The following is an 18,387-nucleotide window of genomic DNA, read 5'->3' as shown; positions in this document are numbered from 1 at the left end:
ATTTTTGTTAAATTCACAATATTATATACCATTAGCCCGGGTGCTGTTCTTCACATTTATGAATTTATACTCCTTAGCAAAAAGTAAGATCGCACCGGCTTTCCATTAAATAAAAAAATGCACCCGCCTGCTGGCTTGTGCACCTTTTACTTTCTGTTATTCCCGCGTTTCCTTACTTTGTTCAGCTTATTAATGTCTTTTTCAATTTTTCTTATACTCCGCTTTTGCGGAATGGCTTTTATTTCACTGTAAACAGCAATAAACCCGCTTAAAGTAACTGCTGCAATATAAACGAAACGGTGTTTGATAAAACGGACAACAAGATCATGGTCACCTGCTTCTTTTTCAAGCCTTTCGATCACATCTTTATCAAACAGCTGATCGACATAAACTTGCTTCATCCCCACTGCAAATCCCGCAGCCAGCCATACAATCAGAAATAAACTGATATACAACATAAAAACCCTTCCTTCCCCGTCTGTATGAGGTGCAGAATTAAAATGCGCCGGTCCATTGTTTGCCGGACGAGCAACTGTCAGATGAACGCTTGTCTTTGTTTTATATTCTTCATTTGGACGGGCAATATGTAATTTCATAATTAACAGTTAGAAATTGAATCCCAAACAGCCACATTTCGTGAACAGCTGTTAACCTGCTAGCACACGGAGCTTTTATAAGAAAGGTTTCAGATAATGGAAGCGGGCATGTCCCGATTCTTGTTCTAAGATAAATTCCTTCATCCCCAGCACCGCTTTTTCTCCGCCTGCTGGTCAGAATCAGGTTCTCTTTGTGATGATAAGGCTTTAAAACGCCTGTCATATTACTGAAAGGAAGCGGCAGAGAAATATTCATGTACCCCTCTCCTTTTGAGCGATATACAGAATACAGCGCGGTGAAAATGCTTTCGTTTTTTTCATTTGTTCTGATCCAGGCACGCACCTTTTTTCTTCCGTCTTTTTTTGAATGGACACCTTTTATTGTACTGTGCATCCTATACCAGTCAGGGTTCGTTGACAGGTGTATTTGTCCGGTTCTTTTGCTGATGTATTCATACATTTTCGCAAAGGGCTGAAACCAAGTACTCCACGTCACTTTTGCTTTTACCTCATAATCTTTCGTCTGTTCATAAAAAGAAACAATCAACGGTTTCAAATGCTCCGGTGAAAAATCGTTTGAACGAAGGCTTCTCATATCATCCACAAGTCCACTATATTGAAAGTTATTTTCAGCGTGAATGTTGTGCAAAAAGTTCTTTCCGATTGTTCTCTTTCCGTATATACGGCTGAAAACTTTGACACTCGCATCCGAGGGCTGAGGATTTTCTTTTCTCCATCCTGCTAGAGCCGGCAAAATGACACCGAATGCGTTCACGACACCGTGTATCCAAATCATTTGGCTGATGGTCAGCGTGACTTTTTGCCGAAATACACCGAATGAGTAAACCAAAGAGAAACAGATCGTTATCATTAAAACGAGAGAAGACATTCGGATAAGCACTTTGCCTGTCTTACTGCGAAAAGCTGTCTTAAATATTAAGTATGAGTTGAGATAAAGTGCAGCCATATAGATACCAACCGCCAAGATATCAAGTGTTTTTGAGTATGTTATACCGAGTGCGATGAGGAGCGGCGACAGTAAAATAATCCATGTCCCCCAACCGTACATAACCCGTTTTTCTCTATGGACTCTGCCAAGTAAACCATTAAAGATCGGGATAAGAAAAGCAGAATAGTGAAAATGAACAGCTGTGAGCAAAATAATGAGAGGACCGAAGTGCAGGATTTGTAAATGTGCAGCATAGGCAAAAAACCAAAATCCCCCTCCTCCCAAATAAACGAGTCCACATAAGATAGATGTTTCCTCTATTCTATGTATTTTTGTTTTCGAAAGCCGTAACATACCATACAGAGCCAACAAAGCAGTGTATATCCACCAGATCAGTGCAAAATACCCGACATCTGTCACAAGGGCTAATACCGCGAAAACAGCTGCTGCAGGATAGATGTGCATCAATAATTTTTCCAAAGATCGAATAGACCTGTGAACCGATTGATGAAAAACAAAAGGAAAAATTCCCGGCACAAAAAAGAGAATGGAAAACAAGACAAGCGCCTCCGCAACTGATATGTCGGGAGCTTCAGATGCAAGAAACCAGATGAAACAAAGCGCACGAATGATGCCGTGTCGTTTTAACATACTTCTCCCTCTGTTTCCTGAAACGTCCCTTTATAATAAAAAAGAGTGCCAAGAATTGCATTTTCCACATGAACTTGAATAGTGAAGCAGTTGTTGCTTTCATCAAACGTTTCGCATACAGTGGAATTACCGCTCAGCCATTTTGGCAAAGGAATCCTTTTCCCGCATATTAATAGCCATTGCTTTCCTGATGTAATGTGGAGAGACCCGTCAGAGAGTGCTTCAAAAGTTAAAACGGACAGCAAAATATGAGGTTGGCCGAAAAAATCAAGTATTCGTTTTTCACTTTCGTCGTATACCATAACTGCATCAAAGAAACGCTTCTTATCTTTAAAGACAAAAGTCCGATTCCATTCAACCCCCGTATGTTCCTGCTCTGTAAGACATGTTCTGTTTTTAATTGTAAAAGGGATGTCCTTTCCTCTCTCTGAAAAGAAACATCTAAAAAACACCCCGCACTTCAGCAGCATTCTGACCAAAAAAGAACCTCCGCTTATTTCTGACATCGTTCCTCTTCCGCTGAATGTATGTGACCGGTCTAATTGATAACGTTTCTGCAGCTGGGGATGTAATAGATGATAATTTATAATTGTTTTTTTATACATTGAACTCACCATTTCACTTCTTTCTTTTTTCGTTCCGTATGCCGAGCGCTTGGAAGCCGGAGACTGATCAAGCCGCTTGCCGCAGTAACCACACTTAATAATAAAGAACATATTCCGGCATCCAGAAAAGCGTAGACAGCAAAGATACAGGCCTGCACAGCATGAAGTATCCATTTTCTCTTTAATGGACTCAGCCATAAAATGCCCAAAACTATTATCGCTGCTCTTGCCATGTTGTTCGTTTCACGATCTGCAAATCCGTGGTAAAACCAAAACAGACTAAAAAACAAGCACGTCAGCATATAGACAAACGCATAACGGATCAATTGTTTCGGATGTTTATTTTGTTCAATCCAAAGTCTCAATGAATCAAAACTCCATGCTGTTGCCCAGCCCATCAGCGGCCGAAATAATAAACGGTCAATCCATCTTCCCAGAAAGCCATATGCCGTTTCATATTGATACTGCGTCATAAAGGTAAGCTTCCCGTTATCATGCTGTATGTATTTCCAATACCCGCTGCCTTTTTTAATCAGGGATAACGGATGGTTGGAGGAAAAGACCAGGGAGGATACTCTTTGAGAGGAATGCAACTTCGTTCCCGCGGTTTCCCCAGCACCTGACACCTTTAATCCAAAGCCAATTCTTGTCTCGTAAAGAAACCTCTGCGGTTCATTTACGCCTCTATGCAAATACGTAATGTCAGAAAACCGCAGATCCCATTCCTTATGTAGCGATGGGTTTTGCGTATATTCCCAAAGCTTGTCCAGGTCAGATGTCATCTCGATTTCTACATAAATCGGCTTCTGTTTCACAGCCCTCCCCCCTTCTTTTCAAGAAGTTCCTATATTCATATATATAGGATAAAAATATGTTATCATTAAAATCTGAGTTCAAAGCCTTCTACATCATCTGAAACCTCCACAGGTATCCCCATAATGGTTTTAGGTTTGGAAACGCAAACAAAACGCATCTCTTCTTTTAGCTGCTGAAATGCGCTTTCATTAACTGCAATTTTGGCCGGTTTTCCCGGACTATTATCAATGGCCGCTTTAATTTTACCGAGCATGCAGAACCCTCCTATTTACAATCTCATCAAGTTAGAAAAAGCAGTGATATCAGCAAAATTACATTCACAACAGCCAAAATGCCTGAAATATATGCTATGCTCTTCCTTTTTCTCCAGAAAAACAGCACATTGGCAAATAACACAACGCTGATCAGTGCATCAAACACCCGCCATGCTAATTGATTTAAAAGAAATCTTTGTTCAAAAAAGCCTATTGCAGCCACACAAATAATGAAGAATGAAAAGATGATAATATATACTTTCCACTCTCTTGCTGTATTTTCGTATTTTCGCATGAGACTTCCACTGCCTTTCATCAACAATATAACAATAAAAGGATACTCAATTCAATTTCAATCGTGGAATTTATATATTGAAACACTTGCCGACAACACGTTCAGCATCATTTATACACACTATGGATATGATTTCGTTAGATGATATAAAATTTGCGTGAAAGTCTAAATTGAATAATGAGGAGAAATATATGGATATCAAGAGAATACATTATGGGATATTACGAAACATATATTATTAGAGGGGCCTATTCAAAACATTTAGGAGACAGTCTCAACTTCAGAAGGCATAGCAAAGTGGATTATGCCGAATGATTTTCAGCTGCCGGAAGGATATAAATTTCATTTACAATCACCATTTGGACCATCTCCTTGCAAAGTTTGGACGGTTCATGCCCCCGGCGAGCTTTCTTTTGAATGGGATACCGCTGGATGAATTGCTACATTTCAATTAACAGACATAGGGAAAAAACAGAATTTACTCTCATCCTCAGCGGATGGAAAAAGCCGAACGAAATGATTGGTAAAGCTCGGGATAAGATGGATGACTGCTGAACAGGCATGGTGAATCCTTCGCATGGCGGTTCAAGAGTGAGATATTTCATTCCTCATACAGTATAAAAAGAGAGAGTCCCTCTCTCTTTTACTCTGACAAACTTATATTCCCTGTACTTTATCTCTCAAATCAATCGTAAAACGTCACTGTTTTTGATTTACCAGAGTAATCAGTAACAAAGAATTCTGCCTTGTTATTGCTTCCATCTACAAATTTTCCTATACTGCTAAAGGTATGACATTCTCCGGGTGAAAAATAATTAGAGCCCACATATTCATCGGGGTTGTCACCAGGATCATCCTCATATAGGTGCAGCGATACAGAGAAAGGTGTACTTCCTGAAAGACAAACTCTAAAATCGCCTCCGCTCGAGTATACCGTCGGACTTGAATAAGTATAGGTGTAAGTTCCAAGCTTATCCCACTCTCCGGCTCCAGTAGTTCCCGCTTTTTCTGCATGTGCCGATAATGGAAAAACCGCAGCGAACATGAAAACAGACAGGTATCCTATTAGCTTGTTGAATCTCTTCATTACGATCTCTCCCTTATGATAATAATAGCAAGTTACAGTTATATTTGTATCACCCCCTTTAAATAAAATCGCAGGTATGTGTAAGGCATTGGAAGCTTCATACGTTTTTATCATCAGCATTTTTTCCTGAAGAAACCACATCATTCTCCATTCGCCTTTGTTTACAAAACATTCGAAACAGACGTATTCTCATTTGAACCGCCATCTTTTATAATTTGTTAATAAGGTTGTACTTCAAACAGGAGGAGGAAAAATATCATGGAATTAAGCGTCACAAAAATGTTAGTTATTTTATTTGTAGGCTTTTTAGTGTTTGGTCCTGATAAGCTGCCTGCGCTTGGCCGATCTGCCGGAAAAGCCTTATCAGAATTTAAAAAAGCGACCAGCGGATTGACTCAAGACATAAGAAGTAGTGGTTCAGAACACAAAGAAGACAAGCAAATGTAAGATAAAATGATTTGGCGGCCGATGAACATCGGCTTTTTATATTGATTTGTTTCTGCGCGATCCCTCAGTTTTCCTCTGATTACCCTCAATTTTTTTTGGACAGCCCTTTTTTGAGTTTGTGATTTAAACTGTCCAATCCGTAAAATCTAACTTCCATATAATAAAGCGTATGATCATAAAAGGAGGGGTATTTATGGGTTATTTCAAAAAATATAAAGAAGAGTATTATACGGTTAAAAAAACGTATTACAAGAAGTATTACGACTATGACAAAAAATATTCTGATCACCATGACAAAAAAGATTATTACTGTGATTATGACAAAAAACATTATGATCACGACAAAAAAGACTATGACTACGTTGTAGAGTATAAAAAACGTAAGAAACACTGCTAATACTCCATTTAATCTCCTCAATTTTGCTTCCCCGGTCAATGGCCGGGGGTTTTTTTGCAGAAATAACTAAGCTTCAATGTCTATATGAATCATAGGTCTAATGTTATTTGCTCCTTAATGCCGATTTTTTAATAAAAATTGAATATTTAGTACATAGTTTAATTAGTTTTATTATAGATCTATGGTGTCAATTTATAAACATAACCCATTCATAAACATGAGATTTTAACGATTTTGTCGATTTATCTTAATAAAAGAAGTTCCAAAATAAGGTATAATAATTGCGAAACCACTTCTAAAAGGGGGAATTTTGTTGAAAAAAGTATTGATTGCAGGTGCAGTAGGAACAGCTATTCTTTTCGGAACCATTTCTTCAGGTGTTCCAGGTCTTCCAGGAGCAGACACTCAAGTAGCAAAAGCGGCTTCCCAGCTGCCTAAGGGAATCGGCGGACGCGCCTACCTGAACAGCACAGGCGCTGTTTTCACGGCTAAAATTAAGCTTCCCGACACAGTGAACATCCAAGACTCTGTCTCTACCCCTTATATTTATTCAGGCTTTAGCGCAAAAAACGGAACTGAAGCAGATATTGGTCTTCAGTACAGCAAACAATACAACGTATGGAAACCGCTCATGAAAGTCGGTTCTAAAAATGATGAAACATATATCGAAGGAAAAGAGAAATTCACTTACAATAAAGGGTTTCGTCCCGGAAGCACAGTGCAAATGACGATCTACAAAAACTTGAACGGGAATACTCGCATGACCCTCTGGGGAACGAACAATGATGGCTATACCGGACGTATTATCATGGAAATCCAAGGAACGAACATTGGCACTCTATCGAAATGGAAAACACTTGCCACCGCTGCGGTTTCAACTGAAAGCCAGCGCTCTGCCATTAAAGCAACTTTTTCAACAACTTTTAACAATATTACAATCGACAATAAAGCAGTGACACCTGTCGTAGATACACAGGATTTTGCAAAAGTCCTCCCTTCTGGAAATAACGTTACGATTTCTGTTAATAAATAAAGAAGCATCAAAAGGCCGCTGGCAATGCCGGCGGCCTTTTTCTCGTTGTAAAACCTGAACACTTCATTTGTCCTCAGAAGCCTGATAAATAGAAATCCTTATACACTCACACTGATTAAAATAATTAATCTCATTCCATACCATGTCGCTATTTTCCACATTTCCTTCTGTATTACTTAAAGATCTACCTTTTTTTGTTTAGCTGAAAGGTTTTCGAAATAGTTACATTCTTTACATGCCATCCACTGTAGATCTGTTCTTATTTTGCATTTCAGATATTTGCTATTCCGCTCTCCTCCAAATAGCTTTTTCTTTCCACTTCCACCTAAACCACACACCAAATCTTTAACATTTTGCTGCTTCACAATCCCCTTTTTGATTTTCATATACCAATCCAGTACAATATTCAAAAACCAAAAGGATGATGAACATGTGTGGCAGATTCACCTTATTCTCAGCATTTGAAGACATCATTGAGCAATTCAACATAGATCACTTCTTGCCTGAAGACGAATATCAACCAAGCTATAATATCGCGCCATCACAAAACATTCTTACTATTATTAATGATGGATCAAGCAACCGCCTTGGAAAATTAAGATGGGGTCTCATTCCTCCTTGGGCTAAAGATGAAAAGATCGGTTATAAAATGATCAATGCTCGTGCTGAAACATTGGCCGAGAAACCCAGCTTTCGAAAGCCACTTGTAAGTAAACGTTGTATCATCCCAGCTGACAGTTTTTATGAATGGAAACGCCTTGATCCAAAAACTAAGATTCCTATGAGAATCAAGCTGAAATCATCCAATCTTTTCGCTTTTGCCGGCTTATACGAAAAATGGAATACACCTGAAGGTCATCCGCTCTACACTTGCACAATCATTACGACAAAACCTAATGAGCTTATGGAGGACATCCATGATCGAATGCCGGTTATTTTGAGTTGCGAACATGAGAAAGAATGGCTGAACCCTAAAAATACAGATCCCGATTATCTCAAAAGCTTACTGCTGCCATATGATGATGACATGGAAGCATACCAGGTTTCATCATTCGTTAACTCACCTAAAAACAATTCACCTGAGCTTATTGAACCCCATTGAGCGTCGCTGCTAGATTGCTTTATATATCACCTTCGGCCTAAGCTTTATAAAACGAACGTGTACATGATTTAAAAACAATTCCTTATGTGCCATGCGTTATTTTTACACCAATGGTTCAGTTATCCGTACAATTTTTAAATTGAATCGATTAAAGATATTGAGCATTTCTCTGTAATGAGAAATGCTTTTTTCTTGCCCACAGTGAAAAAGATAGCTCTAAAACAACAAGAAAATCATCTATTTCAATATTTTTTTATTGTAAAACGATAAATAATGTGCTACATTCAAATCGACAATATTAGGTGAGGTGCTTTTTATGAAACGAGGATCAACACTCTTTTTAAGGATAGCTGTTATTCTGATTGGAATTCCAGTTCTTGCTTTGTGCATATTTTTGGTGCCAGAGATAGCGAACTTTGCAGCGGAATTGTATCCAGATATTTCTTATCTAAAATATCTCGTTTATATCGATTTGTATGCAGCGGCAATACCTTTTTATTTCGCTCTGTATCAAGCCTTTACACTTTTAAGCTATATTGACCGGAATAAAGCTTTCTCGGAATTATCAGTAAGAGCTTTAAAGAAAATAAAATACAGTGCAATCTCAATCAGTCTTTTACTTATGGCAGGCATGCCACTCTTCTATCTCATCGCGGAGATGGACGACGCTCCAGGTATCATACTAATCGGATTGGTCCTTATTTTTGCCTCAATGGTTATCGCAGTCTTTGCTGCTGTTCTCCAAAGGCTTTTGCAAGAAGCTATAGATATAAAATCAGAAAATGATTTAACAGTCTGAGGTGAAAACAATGGCAATTATAATCAATATTGATGTGATGCTGGCTAAAAGGAAAATGAGCGTAACGGAACTGTCCGAGAAGGTTGGAATCACGATGGCTAATCTTTCTATATTGAAAAATGGAAAGGCAAAGGCCATTCGATTATCAACTTTAGAGGCGATTTGTAAGGCTTTAGAATGTCAACCAGGAGATATATTGGAATACCAGAGTGATGAAGACACCCATGATTAATAAAGCAGGAATCATTATGAATGGAAAAGATAATGACTCGGCGGTGATTCTATGCACATAACCCTAAGTCTATTTAGCTAACTTTGGAGGCAAAAATTCATGAAAGCATTTAAACAGCTCATTTTTTTTGGCTGGGAGCAGGCCCTCTCATGTCTGTTTCCTGTCGTTATTTTTGCCTCTTTGGCAATTACACAAATCATACCGCTTCCCTTCCTGCCACGGTATGACTGGCTGCTCATCATCTGCCTCTTCATGCAATTGTGGATGGTATATTCTGGACTTGAAACTCAGGATGAATTAAAGGTAATCACAATGTTCCACCTGATTGGACTTGCTCTTGAACTTTTCAAGGTACATATGGGCTCCTGGTCTTATCCAGAGCAGGGATATTCCAAAATTTTTGGAGTGCCTTTGTATAGCGGCTTCATGTACGCAAGTGTAGCCAGTTATCTTTGCCAGGCATGGAGGAGGCTTAAGGTTGAACTGGTTAAGTGGCCGCCGTTTTGGGCCGTGGTACCTCTTGCCGCTGCGATTTATTTAAATTTTTTCATCCACCATTATTGGATTGACGTCCGCTTTTGGTTATCCGGACTTGTCATGATCGTCTTTTGGCAATCATGGGTCACATACGAGGTGAATGGAACTCGTTATCGTATGCCACTCGCCCTTTCATTTATGCTCATCGGATTTTTTATATGGATAGCCGAAAATATCGCAACGTTTTTTGGGGCTTGGGAATACCCAAACCAAACCGATGCATGGAGTCTTGTTCATCTAGGAAAAGTGAGTTCATGGCTCTTGTTAGTGATTGTCAGCTTTCTTATAGTCGCAACGTTAAAACAAGTGAAGGGGAAAAATTCCACCAGGGTAGATACTAGTCCATTTTTATAATTGTTAAGAATCTTCTTTTATAAAAGTCGGATCCTACATAGTAAGGAATTGGCATACGAAATTCTGAATAAGATAAACTGTAAAAAGCAACGTTTCAATTGTTGCTTTTTTCTTTATAAATAGCTGCCGGAAAAATAGAGGGCTATTTCAGTAAGATTTCGACCAGGCAGTAATGATTTAATCAACATCAGCTCTCGTTTAGAGAGCTCAGTCGTTTGGACTTAATCTTATGTCTATCTAACTCAACCTCCATAAAGGAAGTCGTCAGGTTGAATAAGGTGAATGAATAGCTTATGTCATTTAACGCTCGGCATTTATTTCTTTTGGAAGCTGTGATGGCGCTTTGGGAACTTTTCGCAGTTTGTTATTGATGACATCAGAGGAATAAAGTGTAACAATCATACTTCCCTCATTTCGTTTGGCCCGAATTAAGACCGGTTGGTTATATTGATTATGAAAGCGAAAGTCAGGGCCTCCCCAGCTTACTGTGGCATCACGTCCGGACGGCACATATGGTACGCTTCTTGTATGAGAATAGCGCTGAACGATTTGCAGCCCCGCACGATCGACAGCATTAAATAAAGTTGATGACACCTGACAAATTCCCCCACCTACACCTTCAGACAACTCACCCTTCACAATAATAGGCGCTCGCATGTAACCTTTGTCCTGCGTTCTCATCCCAACAACTTGATTAAAAGAAAACGTCTCATTAGGAAAAACAACATGATTGTCAATTGCTTTTGCAGAAAGGGAAATATTGTGTGATCGGCTTTTATTGCTTGAATTAAAATAAGTTACATACTGGCCTAGCTGCTGCGTACTGATGTGAGCAAGCAACTCGCTGTCAACTTTCGGATAAATGTTTAATTCCGGCACTTCTATATTGGATGGGCCATGACCAAAGAAATAGGCGTAAAATTTCTCCTTAAACGCCTGTTGATAAAGTCTGTAACCCATTTTCCCAGGGATGATGATTCCTTGATCGTTAAGCTTGGCGTTTATGGGCTCCCGGTAAATTTGTTGATCAAGCCGTTTGATGAACTTACAGTATTTTTTATGATCAATCATTGGGGTCCCGGGAAGAGGCATCGTAAAATCTTCGCGGTGAACAGTGGCAATCGTCCGTCCTTGTTGTGTGATTGTTAAACTGTCAGATGGCTCGCTGGGCTGAGCTAATAATAAAAGGCCGGTGATCCAAATTTGTATCATAAGTCGGCACCTCCCGACAATTAGTATGAGCAGGAGCTTATCCTTTGATGTATTTCAACTTATCATAGCGTTCTCAAGCGCTTGGTCTTTGTATGAACACAAAAGTCAAAGCAAACAATCAGTGCCCTCGCTAAGAAAGCTTGAACAATTGTAATTGCAGTTCTTTTGCTTAAGAGATTTTAGTCAATGTCTGCTTCAGCATCCACCATATCTCTTCACTACCCATTGGCTGACATCAAAACAAATGTCAGAATCATGGGCACTATTTTTATTTAGCAGTACTATCTGATCCTCGGTCACCGTATCGATCCTCATCTCTTTACAAGCCTTGTGTATCAGTTGCTCGAAGTAAAGAAATAAAATTGAACAATCCGCAAAAAAAAAGAATTAAAAACGAGAGTACTGACAGCTTCGGCCGTCGGTTAGCATCTACTCGTTAGATGAAGTGTTTGCTGTTGAATGATTTCAGTTAAGGTTGAATAAAATCAAATTGAAAGCATCGAACCATTGATATTAAGAATTTATTGAACGGCTAAATGCGCTATATACTACTCTATAAGAAGGAAGGAAGCGTCGATGACAAAGCTTTGCCGAGAAGTTTGGATCGAAGTAAATCTTGATGCCATAAAAAAAAATGTGCGAGCAATACGCCATCATATACCAAAAAAGAGCAAAATTATGGCTGTCGTGAAAGCGAACGGTTATGGTCATGGGTCAGTAGAAGTGGCGCGACATGCACTGGAACACGGGGCGAGTGAGCTCGCTGTGGCCAGCGTGGAGGAAGGAATCGTTTTACGAAAAGCGGGAATTACAGCACCTATCCTTGTGCTTGGTTTTACATCCCTTAGTTGTGTGAAAAAGTCAGCAGCATGGAATATAGAATTATCAGCATTTCAGGTTGATTGGATTAAAAAAGCTAACAGAATATTGGAAAACGAAGAGAGTACTAGTCGTTTGGGTATTCATATAAATGTGGATACTGGTATGGGTCGATTAGGTGTACGCACAAAAGAAAAGCTTTTAGCAGTAGTGGAAGCATTAACAGAAAGTAAATTCCTAAGATGGTCAGGTATCTTTACACATTTTTCTACAGCGGATGAAGCTGACACCACACTAACTAAGCTACAGCACGAAAAATTCATCAATTTTCTCAGCTTTCTAAAGAACCGCGGCATTGAACTGCCCACCGTGCACATGAGCAACACGGCTGCAGCTATCGCTTTTCCTGAATATAGTGCTGATATGATTCGTTTAGGTATCGGTTTATATGGTTTATATCCTTCAGACTATATCAAACAACTAAACCTCGTTAAGCTCGAACCTGCATTAAGTTTAAAGGCGCGCATCGCTTATGTGAAAACCATGCGGACAGAACCCCGAACCATTAGTTATGGTGCTACATACATCGCAGAACCCGAAGAAGTCATTGCTACACTCCCGGTCGGCTATGCTGACGGTTATTCTCGCGCACTTTCCAATCGCGGGTTTGTTCTTCATCGCGGAAAACGAGTGCCGGTGGTGGGAAGAGTGACAATGGATATGATCATGGTTAGTTTAGGAGAGAGTGAAGGCAAACAAGGAGAGGAAGTTGTGATTTACGGTCACCAAAAGGGAGCTGAGATTCCCGTTGATGAAGTTGCTGAAATGCTTAATACGATCAACTATGAAGTGGTGTCTACATTAAGCCGCCGTGTCCCCCGTTTTTATATAAGAGATGGCGAAATTTTCAAGGTATCAACTCCAGTAATGTACGTGTAGATTTTTTTGCTTAATAAGAGGGATTCATTTTTACACACTTACCCCCTATCCCTTGCAATTTAAAAAAGAGTATCACAATATCAATGGGAATTTTAGGTTTATTTTTCGATTGATATTGTGATACTTACGTTACTTAGCTGCTGTCTTTGCCTTGTTTTGCAGAAAAATTGAGTCCCAGATCCAAAAGATTACAGCAAATGAGATGCTCAATAAGTAAATTTCGTATTCCATTAGAAAGTCTAAGGTATTTTTTGAGTCAGTTATCACAGCAAAGAATAACCATACTAAGAAGGAAAAGAATATGTATATGAGTAAATAATTGAGGTTAAACCTTTTTGGCTTGCGATTTAAGAAATATTGAACAGGTGCCGCAAACATTAAATATAAGAGATAGAGAATAACATTTATTAAGAAGTATGGAATGTAGCCATCATGATTAATGCCAAAAACATAAACAACAGCGGCTGATAACGCTGACAAGACATGAACAAATATGATCCTTAAAACTTGCATGTTATTACCCCATTCATTCAGTTAATTAGATTTGGTCTTAATCACATTTTCGATGTCTTTTTTGGTGTATGCACAAACAGAATTGGTCGTAGGAGCAAGGATAAACAGTTAATTCCCCTGTTTAGAGAGTACACTGTCCCTCGAAAAGTTAATTCCTCTGGAAAAGCTTCATAAAAGAAAGTGATAAACATATTTACCGCAACTAAATGGATAAAGAAATGAAATAGTGTCATTTGCTACAATCTATTAAATGAGCGATTGTGAATCCTGATCCCGAAAGAATGTAGCAAAAAACAAATACGACCGTTTCCCTACCGAGCAAGATAGTTTCTAATTTACATTTATAACGACTGTCGCCTACTGCACCAATTCCTTTAAAATCAAGATTTCAGCCTTTTATGACCCATAATTCATTTCCAAAACATCTTCCAGTTAACATACAACACATGTATATAAATGTAAATGGAGTGGGTATAATTGAATCTTAAAAAAATTTTATTGAGTTCTGGTTTATCATTTGGCATGCTAATTTCCGCGTTCCTGCATGAGCAGCTATACTTTTACCCTTAATGATTACTCAATCGGGTTTTACATGGCTATATATACAAAAGTGATTTAAACTTAAGGAGCTTTTCAGCTCCTTTTTCACTTGTTTTAAACAAGATATTTCTTCCTATGCGGTCTTTTATGTATGAAATCAAATGCCACTGTTTGTTGCAACAATTACTTAACCATTTTTTTAATCCTCAATGTTCCCGACTGAATGACCCTTATTGTAGAATAAGTACTGATCTATCATTATATTGAAAAACGATGGACGCTCTATACTCAGAATAAAGAAACTGTTTAATGAAATGGAAAGGATCAAGAAGTTCTTGCAAATTACAGTTTATTAGAAGAAAGACACAAGATGTTGCTACATTCCTCACGAGGAGAACCGTCATAAACTTACAGGATTCTAGTAAATAGATTCGTTATTATCATTATTTTGACCGATGTTCCCTTTTAAAAGAATCATGTATGATCGGCATAGAAAACGCTTTCAAAAGAAAGGGGATACCAACATGTCTAATCGTATGAAACGAGTGTTGTTGCTTCTTGTTACTGGGTTGTTTATGAGTTTGTCTGCATTCACTTCTACTGCCTCGGCTCAAACAGGTGGATCGTTTTTTGACCCTTTTAATGGCTACAACTCTGGATTTTGGCAAAAAGCAAATGGTTATTCGAATGGAAATATGTTCAACTGTACTTGGCGTGCAAATAACGTATCAATGACGCCATTAGGGGAAATGCGTTTGGCGCTAACAAGTCCATCTTATAACAAGTTTGACTGCGGGGAAAACCGCTCTGTTCAAACATATGGCTATGGACTTTATGAAGTCAGGATGAAACCAGCTAAAAACGTAGGAATTGTTTCATCGTTCTTCACTTACACAGGCCCAACGGATGGAACTCCTTGGGATGAAATTGATATCGAATTTTTAGGAAAAGACACAACAAAGGTTCAATTTAACTATTATACAAATGGTGTAGGGAACCATGAGAAGCTCGTGGATCTCGGATTTGATGCTGCCAACGCCTATCATACGTATGCGTTCGATTGGCAACCAAACTCTATTAAATGGTATGTCGATGGGCAATTAAAACATACTGCGACAAGCCAAATTCCGACAACACCAGGTAAGATCATGATGAACTTGTGGAATGGTACGGGTGTAGATGAATGGCTCGGTTCCTACAATGGTGTGACACCGCTATACGCTCATTACGACTGGGTGCGCTATACAAAAAAATAATGTCAAATGTGATAAGAGCCTGTTGCCGCAATCTAGCCAGGCTCTTATGATTGTAATGAAAAGAGGATGCCGATTACACACTTCTGTAAGCTTCCGGATTGCCTTCGAACACGTATACATTTGTAAAAACAGAAAAATTTTTATAAAATGATTTGCACATCTTGATAATTTGTTCTAACTTTTAAAAATTCATTTCAAAAATGAGAAAACTAGTTTCTATTTTCTTTGTCAGTTAAGCTTCTTAAGAATGGACATTTAGGTAGTTCTGTATCATTATCTCTCAGGAAATACTGTTTCCATTCGTGATTATCTACATTTCCGTAACTGTTTAAAGCAGGATGAATGGAAATGGTATCATATTTAGTAATTCTTTTTCTTACCTGTTCTTTAATTTTTTTAGCGTATTTTTCGTTCTTATTAAATTCTTGAAGAACCCAACGTGGAGTAATGGCCATCATCATATAAGGAAAATGCCTACTCTTTCTCTCTTCATGCTTAGGGGTGGCACAATACATAAAATACTGTTCCCCATGAAAACAGTATTCCCATTCATGTTCTGATGGATTTTGAGGAATATGAATGGGCCAATCCTTCTCATCTAGGTCATGTAACTTGTTAAGTTGCTCCCAGAACAATGATTCAAAATCCTCTACGCTGCTGTTATTAATAAGTTCTTGAGGTGTGTCAAAGAATATAATCAACGTTGTATACTTCCCATAATCCCTACAGTTTATCGTGAACTCTTTTAGTAAATTGGCTAGTTCTAGGGATGTTTGATCTTTTTGAGGTTGGCCTACAAATCCATACCTGAGATGCCCAAGTGAGAAAGATTGAGTAGCTGGAATACATGGAAAAAGATGTTCTTTGTCTTTCATTTTGTTACGAAAAGCATTCAGTGCATCCCTTTGCCAAGGTAAAAGACATTCTTGGCAAACGTCTTCACTACCTCTAATTAAGTTTGTCATACAATAGCCCTCCTACCTTCAATAGACTATTGCAAAAGTGTTGCATAGGTGATTGTCCTATTAATAATTGGGCCACTGTTCTTATAACACTCCTATGGTTGTACGGCCTCCCACTTTTAAATTAAAGAAAGAACCAGAGTTTTGCTCGGTTCATCTCAATAATCCAGTATTTATATTTATGATTTGTGTCCACCAGTAAGCCCAGCTCTGTGAAGCGCAGTTCCTGCAGGTGTGTAAGAAACTGCTCTCAGAATCGCTTTCGATCCGTATTTACTTCTAATCCCATCCATTACAAACCCAAGCTTCCTTCTCTTCTCGTTATCCACTTCAAATAAACTCAACTGCTGATGTACATCATCCTCAATATTTGAAAGTGTGACTGAGATACTTCGCACAGTCTTACCCGAGTAAAACGTATGAAAAAGCATCAAGCAGCATCTATAAATATCCATCGTGATATTTGTGGGAAGATCAATTGTTTTGGATCGATGGAATCCACCACCAAGCTCATCCTTGCTGTATCCAATTCCAAGGCTGATTGTTCGGCCAACTTTATTATGTGTACGCGCCCTTCTTGCGACTTCCTCACAAATCTCTAACAGAACAGCCTTAATCTCTTCTCTCCTTGTATAATCCCTCAGTAAAATCTGACTCTTACCGAAACTAATCTGACCCTGCATCAGTGGAGCTCCTATTTCAGATAAATCGATTCCATGAGCATGATAATACAACTGGTTCCCCATTATTCCAAATTTCTTCTCAAGTAGCTCTAATGGAAATTTGGCTAACTGACCTACAGTCGATATTCCCATCCGATTTAGATTTCTTTCCATCCTCCCTCCTATCCCCCACATTTTAGACAAAGGTCGAACCTTCCAGAGTTTATTTGGCACATCTTCATATCTCCAACGTGCAATACCACTCTTTGTTTTCTTACTCTCCAGGTCAAGTGCAAGCTTACTTAACAACATATTGTCACCAATCCCAACTGTACACATAAGCCCAAATTCTCTCCACATGCTGCTTTGAATTGCTTTAGCCATTTCTTCAGGATCTTCTTTTCCTGCATCTAAAAAAGATTCATCAATTGAATACGTATGGACACATTTTTCAGGAACAAATCTGTAAAACAGCTTTGTAATCTCAGTCGAAACTCTGATGAAAAGCTTCATTTGCGGATTTACAATGTGTATTCTTGGATCTTTAGGTATCTCAAATAGTCTCGACCCTGTTTTGATTCCAAAATCTTTTTTAAGTGCAGGAGATGCAGCTAACACTACACTTCCCTGTCTCTCCGTATTCCCTACAACAGCAAGATAGCATGTTAAGGGGTTCAAACCCATTGTGACAGCCGATACAGAAGCATAAAAGGATTTCATATCGACACAAAGTATATTCTTACGTGAAAATTGTGAGTAATCAATCATTGTATGTAACTCCTATGATGTCATTCATGTTGATATAAACTGTATTGTCGTTCTGGTCTTTTACGTGAAGCTTTTGTTCCTCAAAATTAATGTAATGGACTCTGCCGGTAACATTTTCAACGAATCCGTTGTTAAAAAGCTTCAATACCAGCTCTTTATTAAATTCAAGCGCTTCAGAGACGATAATATCCATCTCTTCAATTTGTTGAGCGTCTAAGGACGGCTTTTCAAATTTTGATACATCAAGTAAGTCTTGTTTAAGCTGTGTTAAGTGTTCTGGGAGCATCATTGATGTCCATTTGATTGTCCCTCGATCTCTAAGCAATTAGGCTCACTCCTTTATTGATCTAATATTAACAGAACTAATGTTCTCTATTCAATATAAACAGGAACAAAAGTTCGATGTAAATGTTGGTAATACTATTTCCTATCTAAAGACACAAAAAATAACAAGGGCGGCAAAACCCTTGTTATTTTTTGTGTGGCCGAGAGGGACTGGTTATTCACCCACTAGGCCCTCAACATAATAAATTATGAAAGCTTGTTTTATTACAATCTCTAT

At 38.6% G+C, this 18,387-nt stretch carries 22 protein-coding genes and 2 pseudogenes; 10 read left to right on the top strand and 14 right to left on the bottom strand.

The genetic code is table 11. The annotated features are described in order from the left end of the window. Positions 1-146 precede the first annotated feature (146 nt). The 6 genes from NSU16_RS09530 to NSU16_RS09505 form a co-directional block, all read right to left on the bottom strand. On the bottom strand, positions 147-458 hold the full coding sequence (locus NSU16_RS09530; RefSeq protein ID WP_026014714.1) for a hypothetical protein: 312 nt from the start codon (positions 456-458) through the stop codon (positions 147-149). A gap of 109 nt (positions 459-567) precedes the next feature. Then, positions 568-2,196 carry a YndJ family protein gene (locus tag NSU16_RS09525; protein WP_339192559.1) on the bottom strand — a complete coding sequence of 543 codons (1,629 nt, stop codon included), beginning with the start codon at positions 2,194-2,196 and terminating at the stop codon, positions 568-570. Next, positions 2,190-2,810, bottom strand: coding sequence for a DUF4166 domain-containing protein (locus NSU16_RS09520; RefSeq protein ID WP_286059926.1), 621 nt, complete (start codon positions 2,808-2,810; stop codon positions 2,190-2,192). Before NSU16_RS09520 ends, NSU16_RS09525 begins: the two co-directional genes overlap by 7 nt. Then, the gene (locus NSU16_RS09515) at positions 2,807-3,616 is read right to left on the bottom strand and encodes a hypothetical protein (protein WP_339181974.1); all 810 of its coding nucleotides are present in this window, start codon (positions 3,614-3,616) and stop codon (positions 2,807-2,809) included. The genes NSU16_RS09520 and NSU16_RS09515 overlap by 4 nt, the downstream gene beginning before the upstream one ends. 65 nt (positions 3,617-3,681) lie before the next feature. Then, positions 3,682-3,870 (bottom strand): hypothetical protein, encoded by a 189-nt coding sequence (locus NSU16_RS09510; protein ID WP_010334394.1) that lies wholly within the window; start codon positions 3,868-3,870, stop codon positions 3,682-3,684. A gap of 26 nt (positions 3,871-3,896) precedes the next feature. After that, positions 3,897-4,166: a hypothetical protein gene (locus NSU16_RS09505; protein WP_010334393.1), complete on the bottom strand. Its 270-nt coding sequence runs from the start codon at positions 4,164-4,166 to the stop codon at positions 3,897-3,899. A 187-nt stretch (positions 4,167-4,353) separates the two neighbouring features. On the opposite strand from NSU16_RS09505, the pseudogene NSU16_RS09500 reads away from it, so the two are divergent. Beyond that, positions 4,354-4,721, top strand: a pseudogene (locus NSU16_RS09500) (SRPBCC domain-containing protein). 130 nt (positions 4,722-4,851) lie between these two features. Here NSU16_RS09500 and NSU16_RS09495 read toward each other — a convergent pair. Continuing rightward, positions 4,852-5,253 carry a hypothetical protein gene (locus NSU16_RS09495; protein WP_168749435.1) on the bottom strand — a complete coding sequence of 134 codons (402 nt, stop codon included), beginning with the start codon at positions 5,251-5,253 and terminating at the stop codon, positions 4,852-4,854. A gap of 258 nt (positions 5,254-5,511) precedes the next feature. Here NSU16_RS09495 and NSU16_RS09490 point away from each other — a divergent pair, with 258 nt between their 5' ends. From NSU16_RS09490 to NSU16_RS09480, 3 genes are all read left to right on the top strand, one after another. Continuing rightward, complete coding sequence (locus NSU16_RS09490) at positions 5,512-5,700, top strand: twin-arginine translocase TatA/TatE family subunit (protein ID WP_339192558.1); 189 nt, start codon at positions 5,512-5,514, stop codon at positions 5,698-5,700. Between the two features lie 193 nt (positions 5,701-5,893). Then, positions 5,894-6,097 carry a spore coat protein CotC gene (cotC, locus tag NSU16_RS09485; protein ID WP_168747932.1) on the top strand — a complete coding sequence of 68 codons (204 nt, stop codon included), beginning with the start codon at positions 5,894-5,896 and terminating at the stop codon, positions 6,095-6,097. A 310-nt stretch (positions 6,098-6,407) separates the two neighbouring features. Next, positions 6,408-7,130, top strand: a complete 723-nt coding sequence (locus tag NSU16_RS09480; protein ID WP_268450525.1) for a YrpD family protein — start codon at positions 6,408-6,410, stop codon at positions 7,128-7,130. A gap of 176 nt (positions 7,131-7,306) precedes the next feature. Here the strand turns inward: NSU16_RS09480 and NSU16_RS09475 are convergent, their stop codons facing one another. Further along, positions 7,307-7,540 (bottom strand): hypothetical protein, encoded by a 234-nt coding sequence (locus NSU16_RS09475; protein ID WP_339192557.1) that lies wholly within the window; start codon positions 7,538-7,540, stop codon positions 7,307-7,309. 20 nt (positions 7,541-7,560) lie between these two features. Here NSU16_RS09475 and NSU16_RS09470 point away from each other — a divergent pair, with 20 nt between their 5' ends. The 4 genes from NSU16_RS09470 to NSU16_RS09455 all read left to right on the top strand — a co-directional run bounded on the left by NSU16_RS09470 (position 7,561) and on the right by NSU16_RS09455 (position 10,154). Continuing rightward, positions 7,561-8,232 carry an SOS response-associated peptidase gene (locus tag NSU16_RS09470; protein ID WP_339192556.1) on the top strand — a complete coding sequence of 224 codons (672 nt, stop codon included), beginning with the start codon at positions 7,561-7,563 and terminating at the stop codon, positions 8,230-8,232. Between the two features lie 316 nt (positions 8,233-8,548). Further along, the gene (locus tag NSU16_RS09465; RefSeq protein ID WP_268506076.1) at positions 8,549-9,031 is read left to right on the top strand and encodes a DUF2975 domain-containing protein; all 483 of its coding nucleotides are present in this window, start codon (positions 8,549-8,551) and stop codon (positions 9,029-9,031) included. Between the two features lie 10 nt (positions 9,032-9,041). Then, a complete protein-coding gene (locus NSU16_RS09460; RefSeq protein ID WP_229147484.1) occupies positions 9,042-9,263 on the top strand; it encodes a helix-turn-helix transcriptional regulator in 222 nt (73 codons plus the stop codon). A gap of 99 nt (positions 9,264-9,362) precedes the next feature. Then, positions 9,363-10,154: a DUF817 domain-containing protein gene (locus tag NSU16_RS09455; RefSeq protein WP_168747926.1), complete on the top strand. Its 792-nt coding sequence runs from the start codon at positions 9,363-9,365 to the stop codon at positions 10,152-10,154. 300 nt (positions 10,155-10,454) lie between these two features. On the opposite strand, the gene NSU16_RS09450 is transcribed toward NSU16_RS09455, so the two are convergent. Further along, positions 10,455-11,366, bottom strand: a complete 912-nt coding sequence (locus NSU16_RS09450) for a VanW family protein (RefSeq protein ID WP_168747925.1) — start codon at positions 11,364-11,366, stop codon at positions 10,455-10,457. A gap of 576 nt (positions 11,367-11,942) precedes the next feature. Between NSU16_RS09450 and alr the strand changes: the two genes are divergently transcribed. Beyond that, the gene (gene alr / locus NSU16_RS09445; protein WP_268447444.1) at positions 11,943-13,124 is read left to right on the top strand and encodes an alanine racemase; all 1,182 of its coding nucleotides are present in this window, start codon (positions 11,943-11,945) and stop codon (positions 13,122-13,124) included. Positions 13,125-13,253: 129 nt separating this feature from the next. Here the strand turns inward: alr and NSU16_RS09440 are convergent, their stop codons facing one another. Together NSU16_RS09440 and NSU16_RS09435 are read right to left on the bottom strand one after the other, a co-directional pair. Then, entirely contained in the window at positions 13,254-13,637 is a 384-nt protein-coding gene (locus NSU16_RS09440) for a UPF0715 family protein (RefSeq protein ID WP_339192555.1), read from the bottom strand. Positions 13,638-13,708: 71 nt separating this feature from the next. After that, a pseudogene (locus NSU16_RS09435) lies at positions 13,709-13,932 on the bottom strand (CPBP family intramembrane glutamate endopeptidase); the annotation flags it as partial. Positions 13,933-14,701: 769 nt separating this feature from the next. Between NSU16_RS09435 and bglS the strand changes: the two are divergent. Next, positions 14,702-15,433: a beta-glucanase gene (gene bglS / locus NSU16_RS09430; RefSeq protein ID WP_326195908.1), complete on the top strand. Its 732-nt coding sequence runs from the start codon at positions 14,702-14,704 to the stop codon at positions 15,431-15,433. 209 nt (positions 15,434-15,642) lie between these two features. On the opposite strand, the gene NSU16_RS09425 is transcribed toward bglS, so the two are convergent. The 3 genes from NSU16_RS09425 to NSU16_RS09415 form a co-directional block, all read right to left on the bottom strand. Then, positions 15,643-16,398 (bottom strand): YqcI/YcgG family protein, encoded by a 756-nt coding sequence (locus tag NSU16_RS09425; RefSeq protein WP_326192198.1) that lies wholly within the window; start codon positions 16,396-16,398, stop codon positions 15,643-15,645. Positions 16,399-16,574: 176 nt separating this feature from the next. Continuing rightward, complete coding sequence (locus tag NSU16_RS09420; RefSeq protein ID WP_339192554.1) at positions 16,575-17,825, bottom strand: UV damage repair protein UvrX; 1,251 nt, start codon at positions 17,823-17,825, stop codon at positions 16,575-16,577. Beyond that, on the bottom strand, positions 17,818-18,111 hold the full coding sequence (locus tag NSU16_RS09415) for a YolD-like family protein (protein WP_339192672.1): 294 nt from the start codon (positions 18,109-18,111) through the stop codon (positions 17,818-17,820). Before NSU16_RS09415 ends, NSU16_RS09420 begins: the two co-directional genes overlap by 8 nt. Positions 18,112-18,387 lie beyond the last annotated feature (276 nt).

It is taken from the genome of Bacillus sp. FSL K6-1003, assembly GCF_037964945.1.
GTDB classification, from domain to species: Bacteria; Bacillota; Bacilli; order Bacillales; family Bacillaceae; genus Bacillus; species Bacillus mojavensis.
This window is presented reverse-complemented; position numbering and strand designations above follow the sequence as displayed.